The sequence below is a fragment of the Thalassotalea sp. G2M2-11 genome (assembly GCF_017168195.1).
Taxonomy (GTDB): Bacteria; Pseudomonadota; Gammaproteobacteria; order Enterobacterales; family Alteromonadaceae; genus Thalassotalea_E.
On sequence record NZ_JADNYL010000001.1, the window covers coordinates 71,711 to 91,022 of the forward strand.

A 19,312-nucleotide genomic window follows, 5' to 3' on the forward strand; every position below is an offset into this window, starting at 1 on the left:
GTTACTCATTGCTGTCATCAGGATCAATAATAGGGGTAATGGTTGGTGGTTTTGTTCTACCATTTTTACGCAGAGCATCCCGTAACACATATTCAATTTGCGCATTTAGGCTGCGAAGTTCATCGTCAGCCCATTGTTGCATTGCCTTTAATACTTGTTCATTAACACGTAATGGATAGGCTTTTTTTGCCACAATAACCTCTAGTCTTGGTGAGCAGAAAAGGATGATGTACTGACAACATCCTTAATTGAATTAATATAAGCTGCCTGAATTAATTACTGGTTGTGCAGCTTCATCACTACATAATACCACTAATAAGTTGCTGACCATGGCGGCTTTGCGTTCACTATCCAGATCGACAATTTCACGTTCAGATAATTGTGTTAACGCCATTTCAACCATACCAACAGCACCCTCAACCACTTTCTGTCTGGCGGCGATAATCGCCATTGCTTGTTGGCGACGCAGCATCGCATTGGCGATTTCTGGCGCATAAGCTAAATGACTGATCCGTGCTTCTATTACATTTACACCGGCCTTTGCGAGTCGTTCTTGTACCTCAGATTTTAGTGCTTTAGAGATTTCATTAGGGTGACTTCTAAGTGATATTTCATCATTATCATGGTGGTCATAAGCATAGCTAGTCGCTAAATTACGTAAAGCCGATTCACTTTGTATAGAAACGAAGTCTTCATAATCATCAACGTTAAATACCGCTTCGGCGCTATCCACCACTTCCCAAACAATCACTGCCGCAATTTCAATGGGGTTGCCATTGTTATCGTTAACTTTTAATTTGCCACTTTCAAAATTCCTTACTCGCATAGAAACCCGAGATTTGGAATAAAAAGGGTTGGCCCATCGTAAGCCTGGCAAGTGCACTGTACCTGCATATTTACCAAAAAGTTGTAACACGCGGGCTTCTTTTGGATTGACCATGAAAAAGCCAAACCAACAAATAAAGACCGGAACTGCAAGCACCAAACCGATAGCAGTTTGCATTCCTGATTGATTACTGATCCCATTAAAAACAACGGCGAAAGTCGCAAGTTGTAAGGCAAGTAAGATAAAAATAAACATGATACCGTTAGGTGCTTTGATTTCTTTTTCCGTTAACATCATCAACTCCTTAAGTTGTTAAGTGATATCATTATGATATCAAAATGAGGTTTTAAGCAAGTATTTTGCTGAAAATTTATTCAATATAATGTGACAACACGTAAAAAGAGATGAGGAGAGCATACTCTGATCGGCTTAACCCGCGGATTAAAAGCAAGCGTGGGGTTAAAAGAAGAGGATGTTGCTTACGTTAATAAAAATTTGAAATGTGATATTTATGACCAAGGCATATTAAAGTCAATTGCTTGCTTGAGTAACTCTATATTTATCGGTTTGGTTAAGTAGTCTTTACCACCTATGGCTTTTGCTTTATCAATATCGCTTTTATCATGAGAGCCTGACATGAAAATAATCGGAATATCGGCACGACTGGCTGACCGTTTTATGCGTTGACAACAAGAGAAGCCATCCATTTTAGGCATTTTTATATCCATTAAAATTATCGTAGGCTTAAATTTTGTCAGCAGTTTTAGCGCTTCAATACCATTGGAAGCAACATAAATTTGATGACCAAGCTCTTCGATCATCTTAGAAATTATTCGCACATTAATTTTACTGTCGTCGACAATTAAGATACTTGATTCAATGTCATTTGGCATGGAGAGTGTTTATTGGCAATTGATTAATTCATCTTAAAAAGTTGCTAAGCAATTGTAAAGTGTGAGTAAGGGGAGTGATTGACTATGACTCAAGTGAATCAATTAATTTGCTTGTGTGGTGATAGCGTAAACACACGTTAGTGATCAGCAGGCCAAGCCATGCAAATTGGCTCAATAACAGTAAGGAGAATACTGGATTTAACATCGGCATAAGTATGGTGGCTATTAAACTACAGCCACTAGCAAGATGAAGAATAAACAACCATAAACCTTGGCGCTTACTAATAAACGCATGCATATTTGGCAGGTGCGCCATGGCTGAAAACTGCGTCAAACAACGTTGCTGTAAGTGGGTATAACTTAGAAAAGGTAAAATTTTCAAAAGCATGCCCAGTAACACTGAACTGGCAAAAAAATAGATAAAAAGGGCACCAATCAATAATGGAAAGTTGGCCTGAATGATCTGAGGCCACCAATGTGCAGGTATTATCATCAATATAGTGATTGCAAATAAACTGATGGCGGCAAGTTGCCAAAAGCTGATGGTAGTATCTGCTATTTGTCGCTTACGTTGTTTTATTACGCGTAGTAGTGTGATCGCGAACAGGCAGTGTATTAATAATAATGCACTGACAATTACAGGTAAGGGTAACCAGGTATTAGGGATGATTAGTGCCGCAATTAGTAATAAGAAAATGCTTAAAGGTAAGAGCTTCATTAGCCATGTAGGAAAGCTGGGCGCTACATGAAACATAGGCACGACTTGAAAACTCACCGATATGATCAGTAAGCTGACCCAGCCAAAACCAAGCATCAAATGTAGGTTAGTGAATACTTTATCTTGGGGTAATATATCAATGCCCAGATATTGGGCTAGCAGCAATAACCCTAAAAGAATGGTTAATGCTAAGGTTGATATAGCCAATCGAATGCCAACGATGGTTTCACCTTGGCTCAGTTTTTTGATTAACACACTGGCGACAGCGCTTATGTAAAGAGTAAAGCTCAGTGCGAGCATGCATATAGCCATGATGGTAATATAGGGGTGAGGCCAAGCAAAGTGGATTAATAATAATGTAGTGCCAATGGTATGGAGTGAATGGCAAAGCTTACCAATGAGTTTGACCTGAGGAATACCTACACCACCCACCACAGGTAATATTTGAATAATAGCTCCCATCATCACCATGGTAAAAAAACCGAGGGTGAAACCATGAGTCACCAATATGGTGCTGGGGTGCCATCGGCTTGACCAGATTTGCTCGCCATTAAAAAGCATGAAAAAAGCGATAGCGATGATAAATAGCGGCGCCGTTGCAAAATAGCGAAAAGGAATGCTAATTGGTGGCAGTGCATTGAACGATAAACCAGCCAAGTTCATGGTTGATCCTGAGCAATTAATGCCATTGCCGCAGTTTGTACTTGGGGGCGAAATATGTAAATAGCATAACTATCATTGCTAAATTTTATCGTGTGATAATGCCAGCCAGCGGCATTAAGCTGTTCATATAACGGGAATGGCTCTCGGCGGTGTAATACTTTTAACACTTGCTGATTCGCCAATTTAGCTAATGCCGTGGTTATGTTAACGAGTGGTTCAGGCGGTGCTAGTGCTGAAACATCAAGTTCAACCAAAGAACACATATTGCTTAGCCAGCACAATCCGCTTTGAGTGCGGTTAATAGCGATGCCTGATCGCTAATATGTTGTGCCGCCATTGGATACAGCATCATCTCTTCTTTCATATTATGTTGTTGCATTAACACCATTAGCGTCTCAGAATAGCCTAAATAGTCATCTTTGTTGTTGGATGCGAGCGCAGCTGATAAATCATTTAAGATGGCACGCATTTGTTCATGTTCCATACGCATCACATGTGTTGGACCTGATGTCATGCCGGTAGCTTGTTCAAATTGTGGGAAAAGAGTTTGTTCTTCAGCTGCTAAGTGCATTAACAATTCTTTTTTGAATTCGTCAAATTTTGTGGTAGCGTCTGTCCAATTGTTTTGAGCAACGGCAGATTCTGCTTCGGTAAAGTAATCATCACATTCGCGATGCTTTAAGGTCATAAATTCGGGTACGGAAGTCATTGTTAATCTCTCAATTAGTGAATAATTTGATTGTAACGAGCATTTAACTTTAGGACTTGACTTAAAATAAGAAAAAGTTTGTTTGTCTTTATTTATTGTTTTTAATATAAGATTGTTCAGTACAATTGAGCTTTTCTAATTTAACGCTAGTATTAGCTGTAAGTTTAATTATTTGGAAAATGAACCTTAGGTATTTATATGTTTTTTCTTAAGGCACAGGTACGTGACTCATAAATTTATTTTAACTGAAGAATTGAATACAGATTTTTATGACGCAATGTTCGGTAGTTTACATGCTCGTGGCAGCATGAATTTAATCGAGCGTAATACGTTTGCACATACCTTGGAAAAACTTAAGCAGCCAACGGAAGTAAAGAGTCGCATCCCGTTATTACCTGAGATGCTAATTAAACTATTAGACGCGCTTAAAGATCCATACAGTGACCTGATGACTTATATAGAGATCATTGAAAAAGATCCTATGTTTGCGGCTGAAGTACTTAAGGTGGCTAATACTGCACGTTACAATCGTAATAATGAAGAAGTCATCCATTTACGTAAGGCGGCGGCATTTTTAGGCACAACAGGGCTGATGAAAATAGCCAGTACTTTATTATTGGCGGAAGTTATCCCGTGCGACCCTTTTTTTTATAAGATCTATGGTCGGCAAATTTGGACTCATTCAGTACAATGTGCCACCTTGTGTGAGCTAATAGCTAAAGATGAAAATATTAGTGAAGCGGATGCATATTTTATTGGCTTAGTGCATGATATGGGACGAATTATTGTCTTCAATGGACTGGCTGAAGTGAGTAAAAACACCTTTAGTTCGTTAATGCCCAGTAGTCGGGAATTTAAAATTTTGATGACAGATTTGTCCATGGAAATTAGTTACCTAATTGCGAAAGAATGGCAGTTACCGAGTATTTACCAACACGCATTGTTTCAGCAACGATTAACTGAACGTGATGTCTTAGGAGAGCTGCTCTATCGTGCTAATCGTCTTAGTGAGAATTATTTGCTCAGAGTGAAGCAGGATATCAGCCAAAAACAATATCAAACATTACAACAAGAATTAGCGATCAGTGACGAAGTGTTTGAGTCCTTTAATGAACAAGCGGTCGATATTGCTGCAAGTATTTCATAAACATACAGTATTTTAGTCGTTTTTGTTCTGAAAATAAGGCGTTAATTTAGACTTATGTCTTAGCTATAACCATTGTTATTTGGGTGGCTAACTTGCTAAGGTAACGATGGTATCAATCATAATAACAATAGAGCATCCCCATGTTCCCTAACTGGCAACTTACCTTCATCAGTATTAGTTATATTGGGCTACTTTTTATTATTGCGTATTTAGGTGATAAATATCGTCATCGAATTGCGCAAAAAAGCCAAAGTATTATCTACGCATTATCACTCGGTGTATATTGTACTTCGTGGAGCTTTTTAGGAACGTCAGCACAAGCATCGTCTAACTTTTTGTCACACATACCGATTTATCTCGGGCCAATTTTGTTATTCGTGTTCGCTTGGCCATTTATTCAACGTATTATTCGTATTAGTTTAAAATTAAATTTAACTTCTATCGCTGATTTGTTAGCTGCACGTTTTGGTAAATCTCACAACTTAGCCATTGTCGTTACCTTAGTTGCCTTAATAGGCACCATGCCTTATATCGCACTGCAACTTAAAGCCATTGTCTATTCTTTCCAGCAATTACAGGCGTCAAATACCGTCAGTACTTGGGGTTTTGGTTTAATTGTAAGTCTGGTTTTAGCGGGTTTTACCATAGTGTTTGGTATTCGTAATATTGATGTGACTGAACGCCACCCTGGAGTTGTGCTCGCAATTGCATTTGAAAGCTTAGTGAAGTTAGTGGCATTTTTAGCTATTGGTATTTTTGTGACTTTCTTTTTGTTTGATTCGCCAGCTGAAATTTGGCATCGCTCAGAAGCCAATGTGCAAATGTATAATAACTTTAATGTCGATAGTATTTTATCGATGACAGCCATGTTGATTATTGTGATGGCGGCATTTCTTTCTTTGCCACGACAATTTCAGGTGATGGTGGTTGAGTTAAAAGATCAAAAGCATACTTGGCTCAGTAGGCGAGTCTTTCCGTTATATTTATTAGTGTTCGCCATATTTGCGGCGCCGTTAGGGTTGGCGGGGCAAATTTTGCTTGGTGATAGTGTTCCGGCTGATACTTATGTTTTATTTTTACCTTGGATTGAGCAACAAACTTGGCTGACATTGATTGCTTTTCTTGGCGCGATTTCGGCGGCGAGCTCTATGGTGATTATCTCCTCTATTGCTTTAAGCACTATGCTAAGTAACGAAATTGTCTTTCCATGGTTGTTTCGCAGTAAAAGCCAGAATCATCATGAGATTGAATATGATCATTTCCGCTATCGGTTGCTGAAAATCCGTAAGTTATTAGTATTGATGGTAACTTTACTCGGTTATGCGGTTTTTCTGATGGCTTCACCCGATACCTTAAGTTCTATGGGGGAAGTGGCATTCGGGGCTTTTGCTCAGTTAACGCCAGCATTGATTGCCGCGTTTTATTGGCGTCGAGCTAGTTTAACAGGGGTGTATGGTGGTATTTTAGTCGGTTTCATGTTGTGGCTAATTTTAAACTTCTTACCGCAATTTGGTTTATATGAACAACCATTTAATGACGGTATCTTACCGGCCAACAGCACTTCTAGCTTAATCAGCTTAATGGCAAATGTCTTTGTCATGTGGGCGCTTTCTCAAGTCAGTAGGCAAAGTGTTCAGGAGCGGGTGCAAGCGTCGATTTTTCTTGAATGGCAATCCCCTAGCTTATTATCTAACGGCAAAAATCGCCGCATAGATTACCAAGAACTTGAGTTATTAACATCACGCTTTGTCGGGGTGTCAAAAGCGTCCAATAGTTTCGCTAAATTTCAACGTAAAAATATTAAAAAAGAATTAGGTACTGCCACTTATAATCAAGCACTACTGCAACACGCTGAGAAAACCTTAGCGAGTGTGATGGGGGCGTCATCGGCGCGTTTAGTGTTATCGTCTGCTGTTGACGGTCGGGATATTGCGCTTGAAGATTTGGCTGTGCTGGTTGAAGATGCGTCGAATCAAAAGCAGCAGTATAGTGAAACTTTACTGCAAAGTGCGATTGAAAACGCCAGTGAAGGTATTTCGATTGTCGATAGTGAGTTAAATTTGGTGGCGTGGAATCGAAAATATCTTGATATTTTTCAATATCCTGAAGAGCTGATTTACAAAGGCGCACCCATTGAGCAATTGATCCGCTTCAATGCCAGTAGAGGACTTTGTGGCTCTGGGGATGTTGAGCAGCAAGTGAGTAAGCGCTTACAGTATTTGCGCAGTGGCAGTTCTCATAGTTCAGAGCGGCAACAGGATAATGGACAAGTGATCCGCATTGAAGGTAATCCATTGCCTGATGGTGGTTTTGTGATGATGTTTTCCGATATCACCGCTTATCGTCAAGCGGAGCAAGTGCTTAAAGATGCTAATGTGGACTTGGAAGATTTAATTAAAGAGCGAACCCAAAAGCTTGAACTTGCCAATGAAGCGCTTGCGGCTGCAAGAGAAAAGGCAGAGCAAGCGCATGTGAAAAAAAGCTTGTATTTAAAGGCTTGTAGCCATGACTTGATGCAACCATTGGAGGCGGCGAGGTTGTTTACTTCTGCCTTGGCAAGTCAAAATAATTTAAATGACGCACAGCAGCGTCAGGTGAAAAATATTGATCATTCGCTCAAAGTTGCCAATGACTTGTTGGCTGATCTCAGTGAAATAGCGCGCATTGAAAGTGGCAATATTAAACCTCAGTTCAGTAATTTTTCCTTAAACAGTTTATTTGAAGAGCTTGACCAAGAATTTTCTGCCTCAGCAATTGAACATGAAGTCGAGTTTCGTATTGCTTATACTTCGGCTTGGGTTTATTCCGATCGAAATTTATTACATCGTATTCTACAAAATTTAATAGGTAATGCTTTTCGCTATGCCAGCCCGGGTAAAGTCTTATTAGGTGCAAGGGTCTTCAAAGAACAGGTTATTTTACAGGTATTAGATAATGGCCCCGGCATTCCAATAGAAAAGCAGTCGTTGGTTTTTGAGCAGTTCACCCAATTAAGTAATACTTCATCACAATCGAGTAGAGGGTTAGGTTTAGGGCTCAATATTACCCAAAGCTTGACGCAACTGTTAGGTCATCCGCTTAAGTTAGTGTCAAAAGAGCAGCAAGGGTGTAAATTCACCATCACAGTTGCTAAAGCTCAGGCTGAATTTAAGCCTGTAGTGGAGCGAGCCGTGATCAATGTTGGCTTTAATGATATTACGGTGATGTGTATTGATAATGATCCCGATGTTCTCAGTGGCATGGTAGAGCTATTATCGGCATGGCAGTGCACGGTATTGGCGGCAGATTCATACCAAGAAGCGTTAAATTTATTTACTCAGCATGGGAATGATGTACAAATTTTATTAGTAGACTATCAATTAGATAATGATCACGATGGTTTATCGTTAATTGCTTCATTACGTGAGCAGTGCGCCCATTATTTACCCGCGATATTGATCACTGCCACTACAGACAGTGATATAGAAGATAAAACTAAAGCGGCTGATGTTGGTTTTATGAGAAAATTAGTGAAACCTGCTGCGCTTAGAGCCATGATGAGTGCGATGTTGGCAAAACGCTTACAAGATAAATATATTCAATAGCCTGTTGGCAACAGGCTTTAATATCATTGTGCAGAGGTGATACCGCGCTAATCGTCGGTAAAGTTGGTATCGTTTAGATCAAGTTGTCCGATTGCAATAACGGCTTGGGTACGGTTTCTCACGTTTAGTTTCCGAAAAATTGCGGTTGCATGCGCTTTAATGGTCGCTTCAGAAACATTTAAATCATACGCAATTTGTTTATTGAGCATTCCTTGAGCAAACATCATTAAAATTCGATATTGCTGCTGCGTTAAACTGGCAACACGTGTGGCAATATCACTGTTATCATCACTTTTTTGTTGCTGCTGGAAAGAGTCGGGTAACCAAATATCACCAAGTAATACTTGCTGAATGGCTATAAGAATACTTTCGACGGGTGTAGATTTAGGGACAAAACCTGCTGCTCCATATTCCATCGCTTTCGCTATGGTATCGTGATCTTCATGCGCTGAAACCACTACCACGGGGACTTGCGGGAAATGGTTTCTTACGTGAATTAATGTATTAAAGCCATGCGCGCCAGGTATGTTAAGATCGAGTAATAGCAGATCAGCCTCGTTATGGGCATGTAATTGCTGCTCCAGTTCCTCAATTGTTTGTGCTTCTACCCATTGCGTTTGCGTCAGTTTTACTTTTAGCGTATCTAAAAGCGCTTGTCTGAATAATGGGTGATCATCAGCTATTATTATTTTTTCTGGCTGGATCATTTTGGGTTCCTCAAACTATTCTACAAACAGTATACTGGTTATTATAAAAAAAGCTTATAAGACTAAAATCTAATAAGCTTTTTTTTGATCTAATACCTAATTTTTACACGGGGTATTGTTTAATACCGCTACCAGCAATTGCCAATATTGCCCAACGCTGGTTACGTCAACTTTTTCATCTGGCGAATGGGGAAATTTAATTGTTGGTCCAATGGATACCATATCCCATTGTGGGTAAGCGGTTTTAAATAGTCCGCATTCTAAACCCGCGTGGATCACCATAACCTCTGGCGTTGTGTCGAATAACTTCACATAAGTATCGCGCACTACATTCATAATTGCGGAACTCGTGTCTGGTTTCCATCCGGGGTAAGCACCACTAAAGGTAATGTCTGCACCGGCTAATTTAAACAGCGACTCGACCATGGTTTGCACTTCTAAACGGCCGTCATCATGGAGGCTACGAGTTAAGGTCATCGCTTCAAAGCGCGTGCCTTTGGTTCTTAAAACACCTAAGTTTATTGAAGTTTCAACGACACCTTCAATGTCATCGCTCATGCGAATAACACCGTTAGGGCATGCATTTAATGCTCTTAAAATTGCGGTTTGACAGTTGTTACTCCAGCACTGTTCGAAGGTTTCTGGGGAAATTAACAACATATCAATGCTGTTTTCAACCGATTGAAGGTTAGTTTGTATGGTGGCTAAATAATCAGCTAAGTCTTGTTTTAAACTATTAACTTGTGATTGAGCAATAACAAAACTGGCATCGGCTTCGCGAGGAATCGCATTACGTAAGCTACCCCCATTAAGCTCAGTTAAATGAAAATCATACTTTTCACTCATTGTTAATAGAAAACGTACCAGTAATTTGCAGGCATTAGCGCGGCCTAAATGTATATCTACGCCGGAGTGACCGCCTTTTAAACCAGATAGAGATAAGTTGAATGCTTGATAGTCAGGCTTTACCGGTTCAAATTGTAAAGGGAATCTGGCATTACCATCAATACCGCCAGCACAGCCCATATAAATTTCACCTTCTTGTTCTGAATCAGTATTGATCAGAATGTCGCCCTGTAACCAGTTGGGCGCTAAGCCAAATGCCCCTGTCATGCCGGCTTCTTCATCGATGGTTAATAAGGCTTCTAATGGTCCGTGAGCTACGTCATCACTGGCTAAAATGGCTAAGGTTGACGCTAAGCCAATACCATTGTCTGCACCAAGGGTAGTGCCATCTGCGGTTACCCAAGGAGCACCGTCTTCTTCGATAATCAGTGGCGTGATAGCATCGGTTAAAAAATCATGATCATTGTCGGCATTTTTTTGTGGCACCATGTCCATGTGGGCTTGTAAAATTACCCCTTTTCTATCTTCCATTCCTGCGGTTGCTGGTTTGGTAATTAACAGGTTACCGACCGTATCTTCTTTGACATCAAAGCCTCGTGTTTGTGCCCATGATTGGATCCACGCGGATAGTTGTTGCTCATGCTTTGATGGGTGGGGAATTGCACAAATTTGTTCGAAAATCTGCCATAATGTTTGTGGTTGAAAGTGTGAAATGCTGCTCACGTAAATTCCTCATTAACCGAATTTTATCAGTAATACAGGCGTCTTCTGCGCCTTTATTATAAATAATTACTGGTAAAACCAAGGTTTTACCAGGGAAGACGTGCTTACTTGCTCGCCATTAAAAATTGCCATTGTTCATTAAAGCTATCGCTTGGTTTTTTATTAAAACCAGAACGAACATAGGCACCAATTTTACCTTCTGCGTAAGCGACTAAAATATTAGCTAAAGCTAACTCATTGATATCAAAACCTTTGCCTTCGCGTAATTTACGTTCTCTAAGTACTTGCTTAAACTGAGATTCTAATTTTTCGAAAAATTGATTAACTCGGGTACGTAAGCGTTCATTTTCTCCCATCAGTGCATCACCAGATAAAATACGACACATACCTGGGTTACGCTCGGCAAAAACCAGCAGTACGTGTAGGATATGATGACAGCGGACGAGTGTTTCTTTATGATCTGCGAGTATTAAATTAATGCGAGAGAAGATAGATTCTTCAATAAACTCAATTAACCCTTCAAACATTCGTGCTTTTGAGGGGAAGTGTCGATATAGCGCAGCCTCAGATACCCCAACTTCTGCCGCTAATTTAGCAGTAGTGATGCGTTGGCCTGGACTAGATTGCAACATGAGCGCTAAGCACTCTAAAATTTGTTGTTTACGGTTGGGCTTTTGATTAACCGACATATCAATGGTTCTCTTATTATTCGAATTATGACTATTTTAGTATTCACTTAGATTGTATCGTGAAGTGATTGCTCAATCTAGCTGTTCACTGATGAGCTTCACTAATTGTTGTGCGACAATTTGCTTATTTGCTAAGGGGATATCAAATTGTTTTTCACGAGAAAATACCGTTAAGGCATTGTTGTCGCTGTTAAAGCCTTGCCCTTGTTGAGCGACATCATTCGCGGCAATCAAATCAAGGTTTTTACGTTTTAATTTAGCTAATGCGTATTGTTCAACATCTTGAGTTTCCGCAGCAAAGCCAACAGTAAATGGCTTGTTGGTCAGTTGTGCCACATCAGCGACAATGTCTGGATTTTTCACTAAGTTAAGTTGCATCTGCTCATTATCATTGGTTTTCTTGATTTTATGGGGCGCAACTTGCTCGACCCGATAATCAGCCACGGCTGCACAGGCGATAAATACCGTTGCTTTCGGTGCGCTCTTCAGCGCTTGCTGATGTAGTTGTTCGGCGCTTTCTATGTCAATGCGCTCTACGCCTGGCGGTGTTGGTAAATTCACCGGTCCTGAAATTAAGGTGACGCTTGCCCCTGCCTGCTGTGCTGCTTCGGCAATGGCAAAGCCCATTTTGCCTGAGCTATGATTAGAAATATAGCGTACTGGATCGATGGCTTCGCGTGTTGGCCCTGCGGTGATCACCCAATGCTGATCAGTTAATGACTTTGTTTGATATAACTGACAGGTACGCTCGACGATTTCAGCTACTTCAATCATGCGTCCGTAGCCTAAATCACCACATGCTTGTTCACCTTGTGCAGGTCCCCATATGCTTACTTGTCTATTTTGTAATATTGCAATGTTGTCTTGTGTTGCTTGGGCGTGCCACATTTGCTGATTCATCGCAGGGATAACAACAATTGGTGCATTGGTAGCTAAGATAATGGTGGAAAGAAGATCTGCTGCTAAACCATGGGCAAATTTTGCGAGCGTATTGGCCGTTGCGGGTGCCACAAGCACGAGATCTGCCCATTTAGCTAATTCGATATGCCCCATGGCAAGTTCGGCTTCAGTATCAAGCAAACTATCTGATACCGCATAACCTGATACGGCTTGTAAGGTAAGAGGAGTTATAAACGCTTTGGCTCCGTCTGTCATCACAACTCGTACGTTAGCTCCTTGGTCTTTTAAGCGTCGAACCAATTCAGGAATTTTATACGCTGCAATACCGCCTGTGATGCCGATAACGATATTTTTGTCCTGTAAAGTTTGCATATGTGGTTAGTCTTACTAATCTAAAATTTAATGGTGCATACCATAGCATTATTAGTGTTTGAAGAAAATTATCACGTATTGATCTTTAACGTTAAACAGCATCTATACTGTAAATACCACTACTGTTTACGGTTACGCAAGGATGCGAATATGTTGAAAGATTGGCCTGAGGGTGAGAAACCAAGAGAAAAGCTTTTAAGCTTAGGGGCGGCAAGTTTATCAGATGCAGAATTATTGGCGATATTTTTACGAACCGGGGTAAATGGTTGTGATGTCGTTGAATTAGCAAGGCACCTGCTGGCAAACTTTGGCAGTATTGCTGCGATTTATCGTGCTGATCAACAGGCGTTTTGCCAAGTCAGAGGAATAGGCGCTGCCAAATATGCGCAACTGCAAGCGTGTTTAGAAATGACAAAACGCTACTTAGCAGAAGAAATTAACTCAGGAGTGGCATTAACGTCGTCAGCACAAAGCAAACAGTTTTTATTGAGTCAGTTAAGAAACGAAACTAATGAAGTGTTCGCCGTGTTATTTTTGGATAGTCAGCATCAAGTCATCCGCTTTGAAAAAGTTTTTCATGGTACCTTGAATGCATCGGCTGTGTACCCGAGAGTGGTGCTTGAAAAAGCGTTAAACTATAATGCAGGGGCAGTTATTTTGGCACATAACCATCCGTCAGGCGTGGCAGAAGCGAGTATTTCTGATAAACAGATCACTCAGCGCCTACAACAAGCCTTGGCATTAGTTGAAATTAATGTGCTTGATCATATGATAGTTGCGGGTCATCAATGCTTTTCATTTGCTGAACATGGTTTAATTAACTAGATGATAAAGCCGAGAAAATTCTTGCAACTCGATAAAATGACGGTTAGGTTTAATGACAAGTAGGATGTGGAGGTTAAAATGGTCGAAGATAACCAAGATGATCAAGACTATACAGAACGAAGACGTGCTTTTCGCTTAGATATGGAAAAAGAGCTGGTCGATATCGTTTGGCATAATGATCAGGGTCAGGAAATTAAGAAAAAAATTGTCTGTGTTGATTTTTCAAAAGGAGGCTTAAAGCTTGATTGTGACCAAGCTATTCCTCTTAATACAGATGTGAAAGTTGTGTTTCAGGGCGCTGCCCCGCAAAGTCAAGAACTTCCTGGTCGCGTGATTCGCTGTATACAACAACCCAATGGTTGGTTTGAAGTTGCTTTAAGTTTGTCTAGTTAATCTGTGACTTTAGATTTTTAGACTATAATGAAGTATTGTTGCATAAAAAAAAGTGGTCGTAGAAGGAATTAGCAATATGATGATTTTAGTTGGTGGCGAAAAAGGCGGCAGTGGTAAAAGTTGCCTTGCGCAGAATTTAGCTGTGTATTTTGCGCGTGATAAACAAGCTATCGTGTTGATGGTAGATTGTGATCCCCAAAGAACCACCTCTGATTGGATACAGGCACGAAACGCAGATCCATCTTTACCTGCGATTAATTGTATTCAACTTTACGGTAAAATTCGTAATGACTTACTCAGTTTAAAACAGCATTACGATTATGTGATAGTTGATTGTGGCGGCCAAGATAACCTTGCACTTAGGGCAGCAATGTCAGTGGCAGAACATGTGATTATTCCACTCAGACCTAAACGTCGAGATTTAAAAACTGTGCCTCATATGGAAGATATGCTGAGCACCTGTAAAATGGTTAATCCTAAGATGCTTGCGTCATTTGTTATTACCCAATGTCCATCATTACCTAATCAAGCAAATCGTATTATAGAAGCAAAAGAAGTATGTAGTTCATACGGCATTAATGTGTTAAACGCTGTGACCTATAATCGTAATGTTTATGATGACAGTGAAGAGCAAGGTTCATCGGTATTAGAGAATGAACCTAATAGTAAGGCCGCTGAAGAAATGAAAGCAATTGCTGAAGAATTATTAGCTATGGAGCCAGATGACTCTCATGAGTTTAAGTGATCTTAAAAAATCCAAGGATGATAAAAAGAAGAAAAAGGCATTCACAGTAGACGAATTTATTTCGGATGCGGAGAATTATGCTAAAGGCTCGCCTGAATTGGTGAGTCGCGGTAAAAATCACCCTGTTGATTTAACCCAAGCACTTGCTGCGGCTAAACAGTTTGAGGTTAAAAAACGCGCTGAGCGAAGAAAACCGACGAATAAACCATTTCGTCATGCAACGTTTACTTTAAGTGAAGAAGCGATTGGACAATTACAAGAACTAGCCAAGGATAGTCAACTGGCTAAATCGCATATTATCCGAATTTTGATTGATGAACTGTGCAATAAAGAACAACAAGAGAAACTGAACAAACTTTTAGAGTCTAATGTAGACTAAATTTGTTTGAATTAACTACGTTAAGCACAAAAAAACAGCGCTTTGTTCGCTGTTTTTTTGTGGGTGTAAGCAAAATTAAGTAGTATAATCATCTGAATATTAAAAGTTTTTTAGCTTTTACAAAGAGAATGTAGATAAAAGCTAGCATTCGTTTTTCACTTTCTCTATAATATGCCACCTTTTTCAGGATCCCGAGGCGACGGTCTTGGGGAAACATAGCTCGAGCTGAAATTAATTTTGGAGTGACTCACATGTCTAAAGTTTGCCAAGTAACAGGCAAAAAGCCAGTCGTAGGGAACAACCGTTCTCACGCAAGAAACGCAACACGTCGTCGTTTCTTACCAAACCTTCAATCTCACCGTTTTTGGGTTGAGAGTGAAAATCGTTTCGTTAAATTACGTTTAACTCCGAAAGGAATGCGTATTATCGATAAAAAAGGTATTGATGCAGTATTAGCTGACATTCGTGCCCGTGGCGAAAAAGTTTAAGCACTTTTGTTAAGGAGTTAATCATGCGCGATAAAATTCGTTTAGTTTCTAGTGCTGGTACTGGTCATTTTTATACTACAGATAAGAATAAAAAGACTATGCCTGAGAAGATGGAAATCAAAAAGTTTGATCCAAAAGCTCGTAAGCACGTAATGTACAAAGAAGCTAAAATTAAGTAATTAGTTTTTCTTCAATTAAAAACCCAGCAAATGCTGGGTTTTTTTATGTCTGTTGATCAGGGATTTTCTATTGACCAAAAAAAATGCCATCAATCAGAGATGGCATTTTTCGAAATTTGATACGCATGTTTACGGGCGGATAGTAATGTCGGGTGAGCTATTGATTTCGCCATCATCTGAAATTGTCGCAGCGTTACCATCACGTAATAAAACCGCCATACTGCCAGAGTTACCGTTGCGAATAAACGCTAAGTCGTAGCCAAATTGAGACAAACTGCTGGCAGCAAATTTTTGTGCCAATGATAGTTTATCCCATAATACTGATTGCTCTGGTGTATAATGTCTTCTTTCAAGTAAGACTTCACGCTCTAATACTGCTTGCACTGTTGTCTCTGCCTCGGTTATTTTTATTTTTCTATATCAAGGACATTATCTTACTTTGCTTATTAATTCAACAAAAAAAGACATGGAATTAATGCATTAGTCATATTGGTATACTTAGTGTGTAGCAAGAAGAAAATTACTTAAAATCATTAGTTAGTGTTGTATTAACGTCATCAGTGCTTTTGTTCAATTGAAGTAAAAATTTAGTATGCTTAGTAAGTCATTTCTGCCTGTTCATGTATGTAGTTCCGTGTAACGTTGTAACAGTTTTTTTTCTACATAATGTGACTGTAATGGAGGATCTATAAAGTATCCTTGAATATAAGAAACTCCTAATAATTTAATGAGTTCATACTGTTCGACTTGTTCAATACCTTCTACAACTATTTTGAAGTCCAATTGCGAAGCCATGTTCACGATGGAGCGTAAAATTTTATTGTATTTGTTATTTTGTATTGCTTGTGCAATAAAGAGTTGATCTATTTTTAATACGTCAACAGGTAGAGTGGCTAGAAGTGATAATGAACTAAAACCAGTTCCGAAGTCATCGATGGCAATTTTGACGCCTTCATTTCTCAGTTTCTCCAACTGTAAAATAAGTTCAGGAGATGCGTCAACAAAGCAAGACTCAGTAATTTCAATCATTAGAGACTTTGCTGGTAAATCAAATTTATTAATAGCTGCTATTACCCATGGGTGTAAACAACGATGTTTAAGTTGAATACCAGAGACATTGACAGAAATTCTTGTTTCTTTCATACCTGCATTGTACCAAGAGGCCATTTGTCGACATGCTTCATCTAGTATCCAATCACCTAACTCAAGTATTAAATTTGAATCTTCGGCAATAGGAATGAACTCTGAAGGGGATATATGGCCCTCAATAGGGTGCTGCCAGCGGATTAATGCTTCGAAATAATTTATTTCGAGACTATTTACGTTAACAATTGGTTGATACGAGAGGGTAAAGCTATTTGATGCAAGTGCTAAGCGCATTTCTTCAACCAAGTAGTGGTGTCGGCGCATTTTTTTACTCATTGTTGACGAATATACGTAACAAAGCCCTCGACCGTTTGCTTTCGCGTGATACATGGCAACATCTGCCATTTGTAATAAGGCATTTGGAGTTGTTGAGGAATTTTTTGGATAAATTGCAATACCAATACTTGCGCTTATATTGATACTTTTGTTTGCTATAAGGAACCCTTTTTTTAGTTCAAATATAATATTTTGCGCGATGCGAATCGTGTCTTCTGAAGACTTGAGCTTATGGATAAAAATGGCAAATTTATCTCCTCCTAAGCGCGCAAGGTTTAGTTCAAACGTTTGAGGTGACATTTTAAAGCTCAGTTTTTCAGTGCACACTACCGAACGAAGACATTCAGATACTTGCTTTAGTAATTCATCTCCAAATGAAAGACCAAAGGAGTTATTGATTTGTTTAAAGTCGTCTAAATCAATAAATAAAAGCCCACTTTGGTATTCATTTTTTGCAGAAATAATGAGTCGTTGTTTAATATGTTCTAAAAACTCCTGACGATCGATCAGCTTAGTCAATTTATCACAATGGGCAATATTTTCTATTTGCTTATGTTTAGTTTTGGTTTTCATGATTAAATCGCTGAAAAATGAGTGTAGATTGCTCTGCATATATTTACTTTTTTTTACTTGATGTCTCAAAATTTAGTCTCAATGAAATAAAGATTAGAACCTAGACTATTGGTTTAATCTCGAAGCTCTATCATGTCTTTATTAGACCGAAAATTGAGCTGAGTTAATGTTTGGCACTGGCTCTGATATGTGCTGCCTTGCCAGTTAAAAAAGCTTATATCGTACCCCGTTAAAGCTTCATCGTAGTTGTGTGCTACCCGTACACATGGATTTCTACCTCTCAGTAATAGGATAATGTCAGTTAATTCTGCTTTCATTTTTTCGTTAGCACTGCCGTTGATAATGATTAACAGCTTATTAGTTGTTCAATGTCTTTTGCCTGAATGATTAGTGGCGCAGGAGTTCCATTTGTGAGCTTGTTCTCTACAACGCTATAACCAGTTTTGGGGTTATAAGAGAGTACTTTGAATTGCGCATCATTTTTTAGAGAAATTATTGAACCAGGAGGATAAAGCCCCATAGCTTCGATAAATCTGAGAGTTAATCTGTGATCAAGTTTAGTATTTATGTTATGTACTAAGCTTTTTATTGCTTCTATTGGGGAAACAGCTTTTCTGTATACTCGGTTTCGTGTTAACGCTTCAAACATGCAGGTGATATTAAGCATGCGGGAATACAAGCTTATTTCCCGGCCCTTTAAGCCACTTGGATAACCCGAACCATCAATATTCTCATGATGATGTTTAATCGTGTTCAAAATGAGTTCAGAAAATGTGTTCTCTTTTTTCAATATATCAACGCCAATTTTGGTATGGTTTTCAATATACTTACGCTCATTTTTGCTGATAAATGCAGAGTTAAGAAGTTCTTTAGGCGCCGATAACATGCCTACGTCATGTAGCATGGCCGCTATAGCAATGTCTAGCAATTGGGTTTTTTTGACGCCAATATGTTTGGCAAAGACCAAGAAAAAAACAAATACCCTAATAGATTTTTCAGCGAGTGAATTATCTTTTTCTTCAAGCATGTTTAGGTATAAGTATGATTCTGTTTCACATAATATTTTATTGGTGAACGTTCCAATAAAATTTATTAAAAAATGACTATCAATGCGATCGCCTCGTTGAATTTTATCGAAGAACTGCACAAGTATTTTTTTGGCTTTGTTTCTTTCTAGCTTGGCAGCATTAATTGCGTCAATTTGGTTTTGTTGTTTGATGTTTGTAGTTGAAACACTTTTAGCGGGATCGATAAAAACAAAGTCGCACTCAGTTTTAAGACGTTCGAGTAGTTTTTGATCTTTTATTAAGAATGAATGGCGAAAAAATGAGGTGTCAAGCCAATTTCGGTCAAGCTTGGCTACGTACATTCCTACGGTCAAATTATATACACTAGTCTTAATCATGATAATTCCATCATTTAGACTTGCCTAGCTCTGGTTTCGCTAGAGTGTTCCAATAGGCAAGCCATATTTCTAACAAAGATAGCTCTACTATCGCAGTTAGGGTAAAAATAAGGCTACCATCCCATT

21 protein-coding genes are annotated in these 19,312 nt (G+C 39.2%); 8 read left to right on the forward strand and 13 right to left on the reverse strand.

Annotated elements, in window-relative coordinates; all coding sequences use genetic code 11:
- Position 1: 1 nt before the first annotated feature.
- From IV514_RS00290 to IV514_RS00315, 6 genes are all read right to left on the reverse strand, one after another.
- The gene (locus tag IV514_RS00290) at positions 2 to 196 is read right to left on the reverse strand and encodes an Arc family DNA binding domain-containing protein (RefSeq protein WP_206483968.1); all 195 of its coding nucleotides are present in this window, start codon (positions 194 to 196) and stop codon (positions 2 to 4) included.
- Between the two features lie 57 nt (positions 197 to 253).
- Positions 254 to 1,123 (reverse strand): SPFH domain-containing protein, encoded by an 870-nt coding sequence (locus tag IV514_RS00295; protein ID WP_241242122.1) that lies wholly within the window; start codon positions 1,121 to 1,123, stop codon positions 254 to 256.
- Between the two features lie 212 nt (positions 1,124 to 1,335).
- Positions 1,336 to 1,719 (reverse strand): response regulator, encoded by a 384-nt coding sequence (locus IV514_RS00300; RefSeq protein ID WP_206482929.1) that lies wholly within the window; start codon positions 1,717 to 1,719, stop codon positions 1,336 to 1,338.
- A gap of 82 nt (positions 1,720 to 1,801) precedes the next feature.
- Positions 1,802 to 3,100 carry a hypothetical protein gene (locus IV514_RS00305; protein WP_206482930.1) on the reverse strand — a complete coding sequence of 433 codons (1,299 nt, stop codon included), beginning with the start codon at positions 3,098 to 3,100 and terminating at the stop codon, positions 1,802 to 1,804.
- A complete protein-coding gene (locus IV514_RS00310) occupies positions 3,097 to 3,363 on the reverse strand; it encodes a DUF2249 domain-containing protein (protein ID WP_206482931.1) in 267 nt (88 codons plus the stop codon). The genes IV514_RS00305 and IV514_RS00310 overlap by 4 nt, the downstream gene beginning before the upstream one ends.
- 5 nt (positions 3,364 to 3,368) lie before the next feature.
- Entirely contained in the window at positions 3,369 to 3,809 is a 441-nt protein-coding gene (locus IV514_RS00315) for a hemerythrin domain-containing protein (protein WP_206482932.1), read from the reverse strand.
- Between the two features lie 223 nt (positions 3,810 to 4,032).
- Between IV514_RS00315 and IV514_RS00320 the strand changes: the two genes are divergently transcribed.
- Positions 4,033 to 4,956 carry an HDOD domain-containing protein gene (locus IV514_RS00320; protein ID WP_206482933.1) on the forward strand — a complete coding sequence of 308 codons (924 nt, stop codon included), beginning with the start codon at positions 4,033 to 4,035 and terminating at the stop codon, positions 4,954 to 4,956.
- A 140-nt stretch (positions 4,957 to 5,096) separates the two neighbouring features.
- Positions 5,097 to 8,540: a PAS domain-containing hybrid sensor histidine kinase/response regulator gene (locus tag IV514_RS00325; protein ID WP_206482934.1), complete on the forward strand. Its 3,444-nt coding sequence runs from the start codon at positions 5,097 to 5,099 to the stop codon at positions 8,538 to 8,540.
- Between the two features lie 47 nt (positions 8,541 to 8,587).
- On the opposite strand, the gene IV514_RS00330 is transcribed toward IV514_RS00325, so the two are convergent.
- From IV514_RS00330 to coaBC, 4 genes are all read right to left on the reverse strand, one after another.
- The gene (locus IV514_RS00330; RefSeq protein WP_206482935.1) at positions 8,588 to 9,247 is read right to left on the reverse strand and encodes a response regulator transcription factor; all 660 of its coding nucleotides are present in this window, start codon (positions 9,245 to 9,247) and stop codon (positions 8,588 to 8,590) included.
- 96 nt (positions 9,248 to 9,343) lie between these two features.
- Complete coding sequence (locus tag IV514_RS00335; RefSeq protein ID WP_206482936.1) at positions 9,344 to 10,816, reverse strand: aminoacyl-histidine dipeptidase; 1,473 nt, start codon at positions 10,814 to 10,816, stop codon at positions 9,344 to 9,346.
- A 104-nt stretch (positions 10,817 to 10,920) separates the two neighbouring features.
- Positions 10,921 to 11,505: a nucleoid occlusion factor SlmA gene (gene slmA / locus IV514_RS00340; protein WP_206482937.1), complete on the reverse strand. Its 585-nt coding sequence runs from the start codon at positions 11,503 to 11,505 to the stop codon at positions 10,921 to 10,923.
- A 72-nt stretch (positions 11,506 to 11,577) separates the two neighbouring features.
- On the reverse strand, positions 11,578 to 12,777 hold the full coding sequence (gene coaBC / locus IV514_RS00345; protein WP_206482938.1) for a bifunctional phosphopantothenoylcysteine decarboxylase/phosphopantothenate--cysteine ligase CoaBC: 1,200 nt from the start codon (positions 12,775 to 12,777) through the stop codon (positions 11,578 to 11,580).
- 150 nt (positions 12,778 to 12,927) lie between these two features.
- Between coaBC and radC the strand changes: the two genes are divergently transcribed.
- From radC to rpmG, 6 genes are all read left to right on the forward strand, one after another.
- The gene (gene radC, locus IV514_RS00350) at positions 12,928 to 13,602 is read left to right on the forward strand and encodes a DNA repair protein RadC (protein ID WP_206482939.1); all 675 of its coding nucleotides are present in this window, start codon (positions 12,928 to 12,930) and stop codon (positions 13,600 to 13,602) included.
- Between the two features lie 78 nt (positions 13,603 to 13,680).
- Positions 13,681 to 13,995, forward strand: a complete 315-nt coding sequence (locus IV514_RS00355; protein ID WP_206482940.1) for a PilZ domain-containing protein — start codon at positions 13,681 to 13,683, stop codon at positions 13,993 to 13,995.
- 76 nt (positions 13,996 to 14,071) lie between these two features.
- Positions 14,072 to 14,740: an AAA family ATPase gene (locus IV514_RS00360; RefSeq protein WP_206482941.1), complete on the forward strand. Its 669-nt coding sequence runs from the start codon at positions 14,072 to 14,074 to the stop codon at positions 14,738 to 14,740.
- Positions 14,718 to 15,119: a hypothetical protein gene (locus tag IV514_RS00365; RefSeq protein ID WP_241242123.1), complete on the forward strand. Its 402-nt coding sequence runs from the start codon at positions 14,718 to 14,720 to the stop codon at positions 15,117 to 15,119. Before IV514_RS00360 ends, IV514_RS00365 begins: the two co-directional genes overlap by 23 nt.
- Positions 15,120 to 15,370: 251 nt before the next feature.
- Positions 15,371 to 15,607, forward strand: a complete 237-nt coding sequence (gene rpmB, locus IV514_RS00370; protein WP_084692866.1) for a 50S ribosomal protein L28 — start codon at positions 15,371 to 15,373, stop codon at positions 15,605 to 15,607.
- Positions 15,608 to 15,630: 23 nt separating this feature from the next.
- The gene (gene rpmG / locus IV514_RS00375) at positions 15,631 to 15,786 is read left to right on the forward strand and encodes a 50S ribosomal protein L33 (RefSeq protein WP_044834320.1); all 156 of its coding nucleotides are present in this window, start codon (positions 15,631 to 15,633) and stop codon (positions 15,784 to 15,786) included.
- 129 nt (positions 15,787 to 15,915) lie between these two features.
- Here the strand turns inward: rpmG and IV514_RS00380 are convergent, their stop codons facing one another.
- From IV514_RS00380 to IV514_RS00390, 3 genes are all read right to left on the reverse strand, one after another.
- Positions 15,916 to 16,170 carry a hypothetical protein gene (locus tag IV514_RS00380; RefSeq protein ID WP_206482942.1) on the reverse strand — a complete coding sequence of 85 codons (255 nt, stop codon included), beginning with the start codon at positions 16,168 to 16,170 and terminating at the stop codon, positions 15,916 to 15,918.
- A gap of 234 nt (positions 16,171 to 16,404) precedes the next feature.
- A complete protein-coding gene (locus tag IV514_RS00385; RefSeq protein ID WP_241242124.1) occupies positions 16,405 to 17,781 on the reverse strand; it encodes a bifunctional diguanylate cyclase/phosphodiesterase in 1,377 nt (458 codons plus the stop codon).
- A 346-nt stretch (positions 17,782 to 18,127) separates the two neighbouring features.
- The gene (locus IV514_RS00390; RefSeq protein ID WP_206482944.1) at positions 18,128 to 19,186 is read right to left on the reverse strand and encodes an HD-GYP domain-containing protein; all 1,059 of its coding nucleotides are present in this window, start codon (positions 19,184 to 19,186) and stop codon (positions 18,128 to 18,130) included.
- Positions 19,187 to 19,312: the final 126 nt, after the last annotated feature.

Coding starts and splice junctions, on each gene's coding strand:
- IV514_RS00295 (WP_241242122.1), bottom strand. CDS start 1,123: ATGATGTTAACGGAAAAAGAAATCAAAGCACCTAACGGTATCATGTTT.
- IV514_RS00300 (WP_206482929.1), bottom strand. CDS start 1,719: ATGCCAAATGACATTGAATCAAGTATCTTAATTGTCGACGACAGTAAA.
- IV514_RS00305 (WP_206482930.1), bottom strand. CDS start 3,100: ATGAACTTGGCTGGTTTATCGTTCAATGCACTGCCACCAATTAGCATT.
- IV514_RS00310 (WP_206482931.1), bottom strand. CDS start 3,363: ATGTGTTCTTTGGTTGAACTTGATGTTTCAGCACTAGCACCGCCTGAA.
- IV514_RS00315 (WP_206482932.1), bottom strand. CDS start 3,809: ATGACTTCCGTACCCGAATTTATGACCTTAAAGCATCGCGAATGTGAT.
- IV514_RS00325 (WP_206482934.1), top strand. CDS start 5,097: ATGTTCCCTAACTGGCAACTTACCTTCATCAGTATTAGTTATATTGGG.
- IV514_RS00330 (WP_206482935.1), bottom strand. CDS start 9,247: ATGATCCAGCCAGAAAAAATAATAATAGCTGATGATCACCCATTATTC.
- slmA (WP_206482937.1), bottom strand. CDS start 11,505: ATGTCGGTTAATCAAAAGCCCAACCGTAAACAACAAATTTTAGAGTGC.
- coaBC (WP_206482938.1), bottom strand. CDS start 12,777: ATGCAAACTTTACAGGACAAAAATATCGTTATCGGCATCACAGGCGGT.
- radC (WP_206482939.1), top strand. CDS start 12,928: ATGTTGAAAGATTGGCCTGAGGGTGAGAAACCAAGAGAAAAGCTTTTA.
- IV514_RS00355 (WP_206482940.1), top strand. CDS start 13,681: ATGGTCGAAGATAACCAAGATGATCAAGACTATACAGAACGAAGACGT.
- IV514_RS00360 (WP_206482941.1), top strand. CDS start 14,072: ATGATGATTTTAGTTGGTGGCGAAAAAGGCGGCAGTGGTAAAAGTTGC.
- IV514_RS00365 (WP_241242123.1), top strand. CDS start 14,718: ATGACTCTCATGAGTTTAAGTGATCTTAAAAAATCCAAGGATGATAAA.
- rpmB (WP_084692866.1), top strand. CDS start 15,371: ATGTCTAAAGTTTGCCAAGTAACAGGCAAAAAGCCAGTCGTAGGGAAC.
- rpmG (WP_044834320.1), top strand. CDS start 15,631: ATGCGCGATAAAATTCGTTTAGTTTCTAGTGCTGGTACTGGTCATTTT.
- IV514_RS00385 (WP_241242124.1), bottom strand. CDS start 17,781: ATGAAAACCAAAACTAAACATAAGCAAATAGAAAATATTGCCCATTGT.
- IV514_RS00390 (WP_206482944.1), bottom strand. CDS start 19,186: ATGATTAAGACTAGTGTATATAATTTGACCGTAGGAATGTACGTAGCC.